The sequence below is a fragment of the Pseudomonas entomophila genome (assembly GCF_013523165.1).
GTDB lineage: Bacteria > Pseudomonadota > Gammaproteobacteria > Pseudomonadales > Pseudomonadaceae > Aquipseudomonas > Aquipseudomonas entomophila_A.
This window is the reverse complement of sequence record NZ_JAAMQI010000006.1, coordinates 128,290-141,628: the sequence shown is the minus strand read 5'-3', so window position 1 is coordinate 141,628 and position 13,339 is coordinate 128,290. Positions and strand designations below refer to the sequence as shown.

Annotated in this window: 9 protein-coding genes; 1 reads left to right on the top strand and 8 read right to left on the bottom strand. The window is 67.4% G+C overall.

From position 1 onward, the window contains the following. Positions 1-72: 72 nt before the first annotated feature. Positions 73-3,072 (top strand): hypothetical protein, encoded by a 3,000-nt coding sequence (locus G7Z99_RS06765; RefSeq protein ID WP_181092795.1) that lies wholly within the window; start codon positions 73-75, stop codon positions 3,070-3,072. On the opposite strand, the gene G7Z99_RS06760 is transcribed toward G7Z99_RS06765, so the two are convergent. The 8 genes from G7Z99_RS06760 to glnE all read right to left on the bottom strand — a co-directional run bounded on the left by G7Z99_RS06760 (position 3,045) and on the right by glnE (position 13,196). Continuing rightward, positions 3,045-4,487 carry a lipopolysaccharide kinase InaA family protein gene (locus G7Z99_RS06760; RefSeq protein WP_181092794.1) on the bottom strand — a complete coding sequence of 481 codons (1,443 nt, stop codon included), beginning with the start codon at positions 4,485-4,487 and terminating at the stop codon, positions 3,045-3,047. The genes G7Z99_RS06765 and G7Z99_RS06760 overlap by 28 nt on opposite strands. After that, positions 4,487-5,239 carry a lipopolysaccharide kinase InaA family protein gene (locus tag G7Z99_RS06755; protein ID WP_181092793.1) on the bottom strand — a complete coding sequence of 251 codons (753 nt, stop codon included), beginning with the start codon at positions 5,237-5,239 and terminating at the stop codon, positions 4,487-4,489. The genes G7Z99_RS06760 and G7Z99_RS06755 overlap by 1 nt, the downstream gene beginning before the upstream one ends. Further along, positions 5,236-5,970, bottom strand: coding sequence for a lipopolysaccharide kinase InaA family protein (locus G7Z99_RS06750; RefSeq protein ID WP_181092792.1), 735 nt, complete (start codon positions 5,968-5,970; stop codon positions 5,236-5,238). The genes G7Z99_RS06755 and G7Z99_RS06750 overlap by 4 nt, the downstream gene beginning before the upstream one ends. Further along, a complete protein-coding gene (gene rfaP, locus G7Z99_RS06745) occupies positions 5,970-6,776 on the bottom strand; it encodes a lipopolysaccharide core heptose(I) kinase RfaP (protein ID WP_181092791.1) in 807 nt (268 codons plus the stop codon). The genes G7Z99_RS06750 and rfaP overlap by 1 nt, the downstream gene beginning before the upstream one ends. After that, positions 6,773-7,897 (bottom strand): glycosyltransferase family 4 protein, encoded by a 1,125-nt coding sequence (locus G7Z99_RS06740; RefSeq protein WP_181092790.1) that lies wholly within the window; start codon positions 7,895-7,897, stop codon positions 6,773-6,775. Before G7Z99_RS06740 ends, rfaP begins: the two co-directional genes overlap by 4 nt. Continuing rightward, entirely contained in the window at positions 7,897-8,955 is a 1,059-nt protein-coding gene (gene waaC / locus G7Z99_RS06735) for a lipopolysaccharide heptosyltransferase I (RefSeq protein ID WP_181092789.1), read from the bottom strand. Before waaC ends, G7Z99_RS06740 begins: the two co-directional genes overlap by 1 nt. Further along, the gene (gene waaF, locus G7Z99_RS06730; RefSeq protein ID WP_181092788.1) at positions 8,956-10,005 is read right to left on the bottom strand and encodes a lipopolysaccharide heptosyltransferase II; all 1,050 of its coding nucleotides are present in this window, start codon (positions 10,003-10,005) and stop codon (positions 8,956-8,958) included. Positions 10,006-10,265: 260 nt separating this feature from the next. Beyond that, positions 10,266-13,196, bottom strand: a complete 2,931-nt coding sequence (gene glnE, locus G7Z99_RS06725) for a bifunctional [glutamate--ammonia ligase]-adenylyl-L-tyrosine phosphorylase/[glutamate--ammonia-ligase] adenylyltransferase (protein WP_181092787.1) — start codon at positions 13,194-13,196, stop codon at positions 10,266-10,268. Positions 13,197-13,339 lie beyond the last annotated feature (143 nt).

Genomic DNA, 13,339 nt, shown 5'->3' with positions numbered 1-13,339 from the left:
GCGGTACATGTCTGTCGTCTGACGGTTTCTAGGTTCGGTCAGCATCGGCGCTCTTTTCGAAGGAGCCTGGCCATGACCCCCTTGCAACAACTCGAAGCGTTGGACCGGCAACTGAAGCAGTTGCTGTCGTTGCCCGCCGGTATCGAGCAAAGCCTGAACCAGCACCTCGCGCAATGGCTGGAGAGCCCCGATCTGCGTGCGCATCATCTGCGCCTGGAAGGCTACACCCTGCTCGATCAGGTGGGCCGGCGCTTGCTGCACGGCACACGGTTCACGGCTCCACCGGTCGGTCACGTCGGCGACGCTACCCTCCCGCTGCCGACGGACTTCGCCGAACGTGTCGAGGCGTTCTGCCAACAGGTACGGCAAGCCTGGTACACCCGATGCGCCGATTTCTGGACCGAGCGTGATGCCCGTGGCCTGACGCGCCAGACGCGGTTGGCCTCGTTGCGCCGTGAGCAACTGGACACCGAACTGCGCCTGCGCCGGGCCGATGAAACACTCGAGGCCGTTCATGAGCGCCTGCTGCGCCTTTGCGTGGAGTTTCCTCAGGCCTGGCAACGTCAGCACCTGCCTGCCGCAGAGCGCCCCCAGGTCTACAAACCGCTGCTCGAAGGCACCCACCCCAACTGGCGCCAGCACCTGCCTGGCACCTTGGTGCTGGTGCAGAGCGGCCCTGAAGGGCAGTGGCTGGAACCCCACGAGGCCACGGGCGTGGCCCTGCTATGCAGCCTGTCGCATGGCATAGAGGCCTTCTCGAGCCTGACCGAGCTGCACCAGGAGCTGTGCGAGCGACTCGAGGACCCCCTCCAGAGTGCGCCCTTGCTGGCGCTGATGGCGAGCCCTGCGCAGCAGCGCATGCGCCAAGCCTCGCGCTTGCGTTACGACTGGTATACCGAGGACATGGTCGAAGCCCAAGTGGAGGCCTTGCGTGACGCTCAGCGCCGCCGGTTCATGCTGGCCTGGCAAGAAGCCTGGCGCAGCGGCCTGCAACGCGACGTCCCTGCGTTCGATACCCATCTCATGAGCGCGCTGCGTGTGGCAGACGACATCGACAGCCGTGGAGCGCTGGCGACCCGCTATGCCTTGTTGCTCGAGAAATTCCTGCCGGCGTGGTTGCGCCAGGCTCCTCAGCAGGCGCTGACGCACATCATGCAAACCTTGCAGGGGCTGGCGGTCGCGATCGAGCAAGCGGGTGCACCGGGCCTGCTCACCCTGGAGCAGTTCGCTTCACGCCATACCCTGCTGGGCTGGACACGTGAGCGTCTGCACGAACGTCTCCATCATGCCACCGGTCTGGACGTGTCGCTGGATGAGCTGCGCTTGACCACCACCCTGGCACGGCAAACCGGTCCGCTGTTCAACCCGCTACTGCCCAGCAGCTATATCCCGGTCGCCAGCCGACCGCAGGTGGGCGACGCCGTCGAACTGGTGACGGTCACCTACACACTCGAAGAGCTGGCCCTGCTCAACATCGGCTGGTTCGACGTCGACTACTGGCTGACCGCTCGCGTGCACCGGGTCGACGGCAGCGCTGCGCCGGATGGCCTGGATGCGTCACTGATCAGGCGAGTGGTCCATGAGCTCAATGCTGGCGCAGGCTATGCCACCTTTTTGCGTAAACACCTGATCGAGTCCGATGCGGGTCAGTGGCGACGACGCGCACATGGACGCCTCAACCAGGCCCGCATGCGCGCCGAGGCGGTCAAGGCGCTCTATGCAGGCCACTACCTGACGACATGGCCGGGTCAAGGCTACGCCTGGGCCAGCTGTGTGCTGGACTACCCCGACAGCCGCCAGCGGCCCCGCCTCGAGGACGGTAGCGTCAATGTGCATCAATTGCTGATCAAGCAACACACGGTGCAGGGCGTGCTGCTGATCACCGCCGAGCGGCCCCAGCTGACCTATTTCTTGCTATATGCCCCCGACGCGCCCGATCGGCGACCCTGGCGGCACTATCGCAACGCCCGCCAATTGCTGCGCGAGCTTCGCAGCAGCGCCGCACTGCGCGACTACATCAAAGAACGTCTGCCTTTACTTCCCGCGCGGGAGGTCGAGACACTGCTGCTCAAAGGCCGCCTGGGATCGAACCTCGAGCGTCCGATCGTCCAAGGCCACCTGTTCGACGCCTGTTATCAGGCGGACGTCCATGCCTTGCTGGAAAAAGTCGATGCCGGCAGCACGACCCGTCAGGAACTGCTTGGCGAAACGATCCTGCACACCGTCTGGCTGCTGCTCGACCTGGTCAGCCTGGTACTGCCGCATCGCATCCTGGTCCCTCTGGCGTTCGCTCGCGCAGCGATCGCGGCGCTAGACGGTCTGGAGTCACTCGACGAAGGCGATCACCATGGCGCGACCATTCAACTGTTCGAATCGCTTTCGCACTTGGCCGACGGCGCCGGTAGCATCGCCGGTTCATCGCTCACGCGTCGAGCGGTTCGCCGGATACCCGCCAATCCCACGGCCACCCTGCCCAACCACTACCAGGTCACGCCCAATGTGGAGCGACTGCGTTATCGACTGGACGGTATCTACGGCGAGGGGGTCTACGAGAAATCCTCGTCCTATCCAGGAGCGACGCAACATTACATCCAGGACGCCGCCGGGCGGTTCTACCAAGTGATCTTCGATGGACGCCGCTGGCGTGCAGTCGATCCGCAATTGCCAGAGGCCTATACCAAGCTGCCGATCAAGCGCCTGACAGATGGCGATTGGGTGATCGACTCCCCGATTCTCTGGCATGACGGTCTGCCGGACTTGCCCACCCTGTTCGAGACCTGCGCCGTCGACAGACCGTCCGACGCCAAAGCGGTGCCGGGTGTCGTCGGGCTCTACCAGGCCGAGCGCGGGCTGTACCTGCAGGCAGGTCCGTGCGCGCTCTCTGTGCGTCGGCACCTGCTGCCCGATCACTACCACCTGCTGATCCCGGCCGCGCTCAAGAACACCATGCAAGCCTGGGCCGTGTTGCGCTGGCAGGACGCGACCTGGCACCTTCGCGCGCACCAGACAGGGCGCAGCAGCGATTGGCTGGACCTGCCCGCAGACTACGAGCCTGCGCGCGGCAGCACCTGATCCAGACGCTGGTACAGTGCGCTGTCGGCCGGCCAGTTGCGCAGCAGCCGGGCGCGGTCGCGGGCCTGGGCGGCGGCGAAGCTGCGCTGCGTCGTGTGCTGGCACATGGCGTCCAGGTCGATCAACGACCAGCGTCCGTCCTGCCAGAACAGGTTGTGGCCTTTCAGGTCGCCATGGCTGATCCGTGCCTGGATCAGCCGCTGCATCAGCTCGACCAGCGCCTGCACGTGCGCCTCGGGCGCCTCGCCACTGTCGACGTAGGGGGCAAAGCAGGCGATCAGGTCGGGGCCGTCGGCATACTCGGTCACCAGGTAGGCGCGTTGCCGCAGGCCCAGCACGCGGTGCTCGAGCACGGCCAGCGGACGGGGCGTGGGGATCTCGAGGAAGGTCAGGCGCTGCCCTTCGATCCAGGAATGCCAGGCGCGGCTCGGGCGCCAGAAGCGCTTGAGCCAGTGCGCCACGTCCTTGATGTTGTAACGCTTGAGCACCAGGGTGACCCCGCCGCTCTCGACCCGTGCCACGCTGGCAGCGCCGCCGGTCTTGTACAGGTGCCCGCGCTCGATGAGCGCGTCGGCCTGCGCCAGCACCGGCAGCAACACAGGCGCACGATCACGTTGCACGGCCTGCAGACCGGACAGGCTGCGCTCGACGCTGAACAGCGTGCAGTCGCGTCCGGCCTTGTCCAGGTAGTCCTTCAAACGCCAGGCACGCACCTTGTCCACCTGCTTCTGCAAGGCTTCCAGCGGCAGCGCATGCTCGGCATTGGCCAGCAGGTAATGCACCAGCAGTTCCTCGGTGTACGGCTCCAGGCGTTGGGGCAACTGGGCGAAGAACACCCCGAGGTTTTCCAGCACGCGTTGACGCGACAGGGGTTGCCCTGGGGTCTCGGCCTTGATGCCGGCACCGTCGATGAGGTACAGCGTATCGCCCTGGCGCAGCAGGTTGTCCAGGTGCAGGTCCTCCTGCCAGAGCCCTTTGGCATGCAGCTTGGCCACGGCGCCCAAGGCTTGTCCCAGCACGTCCTGCTGCGCATCGTCCAGAGCGGGCCGTGCTTCGACCTCGGCCCAGGCATCGCCCAGGCTGTGGGCCTGTTCCAGGTAATCGAACAGCAGCCAGCCACCCTCGCCTTCGGTCAGCCCATCGGCCAGCAACCGTGGCGTGTCCAGCCCTTGGGCGGCGAGCAGCCGTACCCCGTCCAGTTCACGCTGGAAATGCCGCGCCGCGCTCGGGCCGACCAGCAGCTTGGCCAAGACCGTGCGGCCACGCCAGATGCCGGCGCCGACGTAGCGCTGACCAGGCAGCACCCGCAGCAGGCTCAGCAGTTGCAGCTCGGCGCTGCCTGCTGCATCGGCCAGGGGGATCGACAGCGGCACCGTGGGGGTCCGGCCCGCTTGTTTCAGTTCAGACAACCGCATCAACGCGTCTCCTTGTGGCGTCGCCGCTGCATCAGCCGTGTTTGCCACGTCTCGACCAACGCGCTGTCAGGTGCCTGCTCGAGGTAGCTCGACAACAGGGTTTGCCGGTCCGATTCGGTCCAGATCGGCGCCCGACGCAGCAACGGCTCCAGGTCCCTGAGCCGGTCGCGCAGGCCGAACAGCAGCGGCCGGGTCTTTTCCAGGTCGATCAACTGGGCCTGCCAGCCATCGCTGCGCGCGCGCAGGAAGAGGTGCTTGGGGTAGAAGCAGCCATGCACCTGGCCCGCCGCATGCAGCGTGCGCGCCAGTCGGCCGCAGGCCTGCAGGATCCCCTGGCGCTGTGCGACGTCGAGCTGCGGCCACTGCTCGAGCAGGTGATCCAGGTCGGTCCACTCGTCCAGCGCGCGGGTCATCAACAGGGCGCGGCGCTCGCCACTCACCGTGCGCTGGCCGTAGAACACCGCCTGCAAGGCCGGGATGCCGAGCGCCTGGTAGCGCGCGATGTTGCGAAACTCGCGGGCGAAGGTCGGCTCGCCGAACGGGCGGTGCAGGGTGTGCGTCAGGTAATTGCTCTGGCGCTTGAGGTAGTAGCCCTTGCCCTCCAGCTCCAGGCGATAGACGCTGCTCCAGCCGCCGCGCCCGGTGTTGGGTTCGTCGACGGCCTCCAGCTGCAGCGACCAGAGCGCGTCGAAATCGTCCAGGCCATGGCGCTGCAGCAGCGCACGTTCGGCATCGGCCAGGTAGTCGGTCATTCCCGCCCCTCGAAGAAGGCCACGACCTGACGCACTCGGCGCTTGTCTGCCGCACTGAGGCGGGCATGCCCGCGGTAGCGCAGGTAGAACCGCAGTCGCTGCGTGGCTGAAAGATGGTATTTGGCGACCTTGTCCAGGCACGCCAGGTCCTTGATGAGCCGGTGGCGCAGCATGAAGCCGCGCCAGAAATCGCCGGTCGGGCAATCGATGAAATACACCGTGGCCTGGTCATCGACCAGCAGGTTGCGCCACTTCAGGTCGTTGTGCGTGAAGTGATGCTGGTGCATGACCCGGGTGTGCCGTGCCAGCTGTTCGCTGACATGCGCCACCCAGGCGCGGTCGGCCAGGCGTGGGTCGTTGCGCTCGGCCAGCACCGACAGGTCTTCGGTGCGTGGCAGCTCGCGGGTGATCATCGCTCCACGGCCGAAGGCCAGGCCATGGCGCTCCAGCCCCCAGGCGACCACCTCGGCGGTCGGGATGCGCCACTTGGCGAACTGCTTGAGGTTCTGCCACTCGGCCTTGATCCGCGGGCGGCCCAGGTAGCGGCGCAGGCCTTTACCCGCTCCGGTGTAGCGCTTGACGTAATAGTTGACCCCCTCGCGCTGGACGCGGACCACTTCGCTCAGTGGATCGCGGGTCAGGCGCTCGCCTTGCAAGGCGAACACCGCGTCGAGGCTGCCGAAGTCGCCTGCCAGGTGCTGGTAGTCCGGCGCCAGTGTCCAGCCAGCCATCAGAGGGCGTCCCCGTAGCGCTGCTTGCGGGCATAGAGCTTGTCCGCCTTGCCGCGCAGGGCGGCGAGCAAGGTGGCCTCTTCGGCCAGGATCGTGCGCAGCGGCGCACGGAAGTAGCCCTTGAGAAAGCGCAGCAGGTCACGGCGGGTCAGGCCGATGTCCAGGGCCGAGAAGTACAGCCCGGCCAGGTCCTTGTCGCGCCAGCGCCGTGGCGTGGCGGTGCGGGTCTGGGCCCGGTGCAGGTCGATGAGCGACAGCTTCAGGTCGTCGGCGGTCACCGGGCGCTCGGTGTGCAGCAGGAAATGGCAGATGTAGCAGTCACGATGGTTGACCCCAGCCCGGTGCATGGTGCCGGTCATGCGCGCGACTTCGGCGATCAGCGCACGCTTGAGCCGGGGCTCGGGCGGCTGGCGCACCCAGTCGAGGCTGTAGTCTTCGAGGCTGACGGTCGGCGCCAGCTCTTCGGTGACGATGAACGAATGCTGGGTCGCCGGGTTGTCGCCGCGCTCGCCATACGCCACGGCGGTCATGGTCGGCACGCCGGCCTGGTGCAGGCGTTCGAGCGCGCGCCATTCCTGACCGGCGCCGAGCACCGGCAGCTTGGCGCTGAGCAGGTTCTTGGCGATCTCGCCCCAGCCGATGCCCCGGTGGATCTTGACGAAGTAGCCCTTGCCATCGACCTCGGTGCGCAGCGTGCGGCGCGCCTCCAGCTCCCGGTAGACCACGCCTTGCAGGCCCTCGACCGCCTCGAAGGGGTCGCGTCCGGCCCACAGGCGCGCGAAGGGTTCGGCCAGTATCAGTTTCATGGAGTCTCCTGCCCGAGGATCACGTCGGCGGCGCGCTGCGGCATGCTGTAGAGGTCGGCGCTGTCGGCGAAGGCCACGCCATTGCACGACCACTGGGCACGCGCGGCGTCGTCTTCGAGCATCCGGCGCAGGCACGCGTCGAGCTGCGCTTGCGCGAACGGCTCGTCCAGCACCTGGCCACTGTCGGCTTCGGCGATGTAATGGGCATAGCCACAGACCTTGGAGACCAGCACCGGCAGGCCGGCGACCAGCGCTTCCAGCAGCACCGTGCCGGTGTTCTCGTTGTAGGCCGGGTGGATCAGCAGGTCGGCGCCCAGCAGGAAGCGCGGGATGTCGCTGCGCCCCTTGAGGAACTGCACGTGTTCGCCCAGGCCCAGCGCGGTGCTCTGCAACTGGAAGACCTTGGGGTCGTCCTGGCCGATCACCATCAGCCGGGTGCGCTTGCGCAACGCCGGAGGCAACGCGGCGAGTGCCTTGAGGCTGCGGTCCACACCCTTGGTCTTGAAGCCCGAGCCGATCTGCACCAGCAGCAGGTCATCGTCGGCCAGCTTGAATTCACGGCGAAACTGCGCGCGGATGGACGCGGCGTCGGCCGGGCGGCGACGGTCCGGCGAGATGCCCGGCGGCAACAGATGGAAGCGCTCGGCCGGCGTGCCGTAGTGTTTGACGAACAGCGGTTGCTGCACCTCGGAGATCATCAGGATCTCGGTGTTCGCCTCGCGCCCGAACACCGCACGCTCGTAGTCGGCGAAGTGTCGGTAACGGCCCCAGCGCCGGTACAGCCCGCCGCGCAGCGTCTGCGCCTTGTCTTCGAAACAGCCGTCGGCGGCGTAGTAGACGTCCAGGCCCGGCATCTTGTTGAAGCCGATCAGACGATCGACCGGGCGACGCGCCAGGTCCGCGGCCATCCACGCGCTGAGCTTTTCATTGCGCCGATGGTTGAACAGCGCCTTGACCGGGGCCACGTTCACCTCGAAGCCGGGCGGCACGTCGCCTTCCCAGATCAGGGTGTACACGCGGATCTGATGACCCCGTGCCTGGCACTCCAGGGCGATGCGCATGAAATCACGCTGCAACCCGCCGAAGGGGAAGTATTTGTAGAGTACGAAAGCCAGTTGCATCAACGAACAGCCTCGGTCAGCAGCAGCGCGCTCAGGCGGCTCGCCACGTGCTCGGGATTCAGGCGAGTGAAGCACAGCGGCCACTCGCGTTGGATATCGAACCGGCGCAGGTCCTCGGCGCTCGGCTTGTAGGTGCAGGTCTTCTGCAGGCAGGGCGCACACGGCCAGTCGCTGCCCTGGTGCACCTGCGCGCGCCCGTAGGCGCCGGTCAGGCCAGGGTCGGTCGGGCCGAACAGCGACACGGTCGGCACGTCCAGCGCTGCGGCCAGGTGCCCGAGTCCGGTGTCCACCGCCACGCATGCCCTGGCCGCGGCCAGGATACGGGCGACGCCGGCCAGGTTCAGCTTGGGCAGCACCTGGCAGTGCGCCAGGCCCTGGGCGATGCGTTCGGCGCGGGCCTTCTCGACCGGATTGCCCCACGGCAGGCAGACCTTCAGGCGGTGCTGGTCCATACGCTCGGCCAGGGCGCGCCAGTAAGCTTCCGGCCAATGCTTGGTGTCCCAGGTGGTGCCATGCAGAAAGACCACGTACGGCGCGGTCGGCGGCAGGTCCAGGCGTGTCAGGTCCAGGCCGTACTCGCCCAGCCCGTCGGGCAGATCATAGGCCAGCGCCAGAGCGAACAACTGACGCACACGCTCCACGGCGTGCTGGCCGAGGGCGACCGACAGGCGCCGGTCATAGAAGCGGCTCGACCACCCTTCGCGCGCCGAGTAGCGGTCCAGCCCGGCCACCGGCGCCTTGACGTAGCGCGTCAGCCACGCCGACTTGAGCAGGCCCTGGGCGTCGATGACCAGGTCGTACGGGCGCTCGCGCACGCGCGCCTTGAACTGACGCCACTCGCCATTCTTGAACGTCTGCCAGAGCTGCTTGCGCCACTTGCGGATGTTGACCGGGATGACCTGGTCGACCGCCGGGTGCCAGCTGGGAATCTCGGCGAAGCCCTCCTCCACCACCCAGTCGAAGCGGATACCGGGGATGGCGCGGGCCGCATCGGTCAGCGCGGGCAGCGTATGGATCACGTCGCCCAGCGACGAGGTCTTGACGATCAGGACACGCACTCAGTCGACCTCGGCCAGGACATCGATCAGCGCCGCGCCAGGCAGCCGTCGCAGGGCGGCGATGACCGCCTGCGGTTCGAGCAGACGCAGGCAGTTGTAGTGCCCGAACCGGCAGGTACGCTCGAAGCAGGGGCTGCACTCGATGCCCAGGCGCACCACCTCGACCTGCTCAGCCAGCGGCGGGGTGAACCCCGGCGAGGTCGAGCCATACACCGCCACCAGCGGGCGCGCCAGCGCGGCGGCCACGTGCATCAGGCCCGAATCGTTGGACACCACCGCCGTGGCGCAGGACAGCAGGTCGATGGCCTCGGCCAGCGAGGTCTCGCCGGAGAGGTTCACCGACTCTTCCCTGAAGCCTGGGATCAACCGCTCGCGAATCGACTCGCCCACCGGGTGGTCCTTCTTCGAGCCGAACAGCCAGACCTGCCAGCCCAGACGAATCAGGGCCTCGGCCACCTCGGCGTAATGCTCGGCCGGCCAGCGCTTGGACTCGCCGAACTCGGCCCCCGGGCACAGCGCCAGAACCGGCCGGTCCAGCTCCAGGCCGAACGTGGCCAAGGCCGCGTCGCGACTGGCAGGCTCGATGCGCAGCGCTGGCCGCGGGTAAGGCTGGGTCAGCTCGGTACCGGGCGGATAGGCCAGCGCCATGAAACGCTCGATCATCAGCGGGTAGCGCGCCTTGTCCAGCGTGCGTACATCGTTGAGCAGGCCGAAGCGCAGCTCGCCACGCCAGCCGGTACGCCTGGGGATCCCGGCGAAGAAAGGCACCAGCGCCGATTTCAACGAGTTGGGCAGCAGGATCGCCTGGTCGTACTGGCCGGCCAGGGACTTGCCGATGCGCCGCCGCGTGCCAAGCTCGAGCGCGCCGTGGCCGAGCGGAAAGCTCAAGGCCTGGCGGACTTCGGGCATGCGCTCGAGGATCGGCCGGCTCCACTCGGGGGCCAGCACGTCGATCGTGCACTCGGGGTGCTGCAGTTTCAGGCACTGGAACAAGGTCTGCGCCATCACCATGTCGCCGACCCAGCTGGGCCCAATGATCAGAATGTTCATGCGTCTTCCAGTATCGCTCCGGGAGGCCTGGGGCCTCGATCGGGCTGAGGGCGACGAGCGGTGGCGGGGTATTCAAAGACGCTGGGGCCGCTCCCTTGGATCGAAGCGCACCCGCGCCTCTGTAGGAGCGGCCCCAGTGCCGCGATGGGCCGTCACGCGGCCCGGATGCCCGTGCTTGCCCTACCCTGCCAGCCGCCCGAGGCGCCGTATGCGCTTCAGGCTAAATGCCGACCAGTGTACCACCGTGTACCCGCTCTCGGTCACGACAACCCCAGCGCCGCCCAGATGCGCCGCACCTGGCGGCGCTCGTCGACGAACTGCGACGCATCGATCACCCCCGGATGCTTCTGCAGGGCCTGCCGGTGGGAGGCCGACCGATAGGCCTTGTAGACCTCGCGCAGCAGCCCGGCATCGCTGGCAGGCAGCAGCCCGGCCTGCTCGAGCTCTTCGAGCAGGCGCACGTTGTCGGTCCAGCGCAGCAGCGCCGGGTGCGCGTGGGACCAGGCGAGCGTCGCATACTGCACCATGAACTCGATGTCGACGATGCCACCGGCATCCTGCTTGATGTCGAAGGGTTGGCCCGCGTCGAACGCGTTGGCCGCCGTCCCGGCAGCGGTGACGCGACTGCCGAGGTTGTCGCGCATCTTGGCGCGCATCTCGCTGACCTGCGTGCGCAGCGTCTCCAGTGCCCGCGGCTGGCCCAGCACCTGCGCCCGGACCGCCTCGAACGCCTGTCCGACCTGGCCGCAGCCGACCAGCACACGCGCCCGGACCAGTGCCTGGTGCTCCCAGGTCCAGGCCTCCTTCTGCTGGTAGCGCTCGAACGCGCCGAGCGAACTGACCAGCAGGCCGGCGGCGCCCGACGGGCGCAGGCGCATGTCGACGTCGTAGAGCTGGCCCGAGGCGGTGTGGGTCGTCAGCAGGTGGATGATGCGCTGCCCGAGCCGGGTGAAGAACTGCGCGCCATCGATCGGTTTGGCGCCGTCGGTTTCGGCCTGCGGATCCCCATCGTGGATGAACACCAGGTCCAGGTCCGAACCATGCCCCAGCTCGATCCCACCGACCTTGCCGTACCCCACGATGATGAAGCCCGGATCGCAGAGGCTGCCATCACTGCGCTTGGGCTGGCCATGCCGGGCCACGGTCTGGCGCCAGGCCAGGGCCAGCACCTGGTCGAGGATCGCTTCGGCCAGCCAGGTCAAGTAGTCGCTGACTTTCATCAGTGGCAGGTGGCCCGTGATTTCCGAGGCGGCCACGCGCAGGTTGTGGGCCAGCTTGAAATGCCGCAGGGCCTCCATCTGCTGCTCCAGGTCGTCCTCGGGGATGCGCGTCAACCGCTCGCGCAACTCCGAGGCCAGCTCCGGCGCCAGCGGCGGGCTGAACAGGCGCCCTTCGTTGAGCAACTCGTCGAGCAGCAACGGGTAACGGGCGATCTGCTCGGCGATCCACGGGCTGGCCGCGCAGAGGGTCAGCAGGCGGCGCAGGGCGCCGGGGTTTTCCGTCAGCAGCACCAGGTAGGCCGAACGCCGGGCCACGGCCTCGACCAACGGCAACACCCGCTCGAGCACCAGGTCAGGGTCGGCATGCTCCACGGCCTGCGCCAGCAGGCGCGGAATGAAGGCATCGAGGCGCTCGCGACCGATGCGCTGCATCGACCGCAGCGACGGGCTGGCGCGCAGCCCGGCCAGGCGCCGCAGCGCTTCGTCGGGCCGGCCGAAGCCCGCCTCGTGCAACTGACGGCTGGCCGCCTCCTCGTCCTGGACCTGCTCCCACAGCGGCGACCACTCGCCCCCGACCACCAGTTCGCCCTCGGCTTCGTCCTCGTCAGGGTCGGCGATCACCTGCCGGAAGTGCCAGTCGATGCGCTCGCGCCATTGCATGAGCTGCGCGTGAAACGCCTCCCACCCGTCGAAGCCGAGCATGTAGGCGACGCGGGCGCGGTCGATCTCGTCTTCCGGCAGCATCTGGGTCTGGCGATCGGCGATGGCCTGGATGGCGTGCTCGGTGTACCGCAGGAACTGGTACCCGTCACGCAACTCGGCCACGACCGACGGCGGCAGATAGCCCTGACCTTCGAGCGTGGACAGCACCTTGAGCAGCGGCCGCTGCTGCAGGCTCAGGTCGCGGCCGCCGTGGATCAGCTGGAAGGCCTGGGCGATGAACTCCACCTCGCGAATGCCCCCGGACCCCAGCTTGATGTTGTCGGCCATGCCCTTGCGCCGCACCTCCTGCTGAATGAGCTGCTTCATGGTGCGCAGCGCCTCGATGGCCGAGAAGTCCAGGTAGCGGCGGTAGACGAACGGCCGCAGCATCGCCTGCAACTGCGCGCCGCTGTCCTGATCGCCCGCCACCACGCGCGCCTTGATCATGGCGTAGCGTTCCCAGTCGCGGCCCTGGTCCTGATAGTAGTGCTCCAGAGCATTGAAGCTCAGCACCAGGGCACCCGCCGAGCCGTAGGGCCGCAGGCGCATGTCGACGCGGAACACGAAGCCATCGACGGTGACCGGGTCGAGCGCCTTGATCAGCCGCTGCCCCAGGCGGGTGAAGAATTCCTGATTGTCCAGCGGGCGCTTGACGCCTTCGGTCTCCCCGCCTTCGGGGAAGGCGAAGATCAGGTCGATGTCGGAAGACAGGTTCAGCTCGACCGCACCGAGCTTGCCCATGCCCAGCACCACCATGTGCTGAGGCTCGCCGCCACGTCCGATCGGCGTGCCGAACTGCTGGCAGTGGCGTGGGTACAGCCAGCGATACGCCTGGTCGATCGAGGCGTCAGCCAGGTCGGACAGGTCACGGCAGGTCTGCGCCAGATCGGCCTGACGGGTGATGTCGCGCCAGATGATGCGCACCTGCTGGCGGTTGCGCTCGCGGCGCAGGTGGCGCGCCAGGGCGTCTTCGCTGTCGGCGGCCGCCACGGCCGCGGCGATGCGTTCGCGCAGCTCGCCGGGCGCCAGGGCGCGCTCCAGTTCCCCGCTGGCGAGCAGCTCGCAGAACATGCCGGGTTCGCGCACGCTCTGATCGAGCACGAACTCGCTGGCGGCGGCGACCTGATCGAACTGGCGACGCCGTTGATCGTCAAGGGCGTGGGCGGATGCCTCAGGATGGGCAGCCAATGCCTCTTCCAGGGCCTGTCGGTTGTGCACGACCCGTGACTGGAGAATGGCAGGGAGTTGAGACGGCAAAGGCAGGCGCATGGGCTATCCTTGATCGGCGTGTGAAAACGCGTAGCGGCAGATGCCGCCGTCCGACCGATGATCGGACTGTCGTACAAAAGCATCAAATAGCTTCATCAAAGCCTTTACGGCAATTTAAACGAAGCATTTATCGTTATCCGGCC

Coding starts and splice junctions, on each gene's coding strand:
- G7Z99_RS06765 (WP_181092795.1), top strand. CDS start 73: ATGACCCCCTTGCAACAACTCGAAGCGTTGGACCGGCAACTGAAGCAG.
- G7Z99_RS06760 (WP_181092794.1), bottom strand. CDS start 4,487: ATGCGGTTGTCTGAACTGAAACAAGCGGGCCGGACCCCCACGGTGCCG.
- G7Z99_RS06755 (WP_181092793.1), bottom strand. CDS start 5,239: ATGACCGACTACCTGGCCGATGCCGAACGTGCGCTGCTGCAGCGCCAT.
- G7Z99_RS06750 (WP_181092792.1), bottom strand. CDS start 5,970: ATGGCTGGCTGGACACTGGCGCCGGACTACCAGCACCTGGCAGGCGAC.
- rfaP (WP_181092791.1), bottom strand. CDS start 6,776: ATGAAACTGATACTGGCCGAACCCTTCGCGCGCCTGTGGGCCGGACGC.
- G7Z99_RS06740 (WP_181092790.1), bottom strand. CDS start 7,897: ATGCAACTGGCTTTCGTACTCTACAAATACTTCCCCTTCGGCGGGTTG.
- waaF (WP_181092788.1), bottom strand. CDS start 10,005: ATGAACATTCTGATCATTGGGCCCAGCTGGGTCGGCGACATGGTGATG.
- glnE (WP_181092787.1), bottom strand. CDS start 13,196: ATGCGCCTGCCTTTGCCGTCTCAACTCCCTGCCATTCTCCAGTCACGG.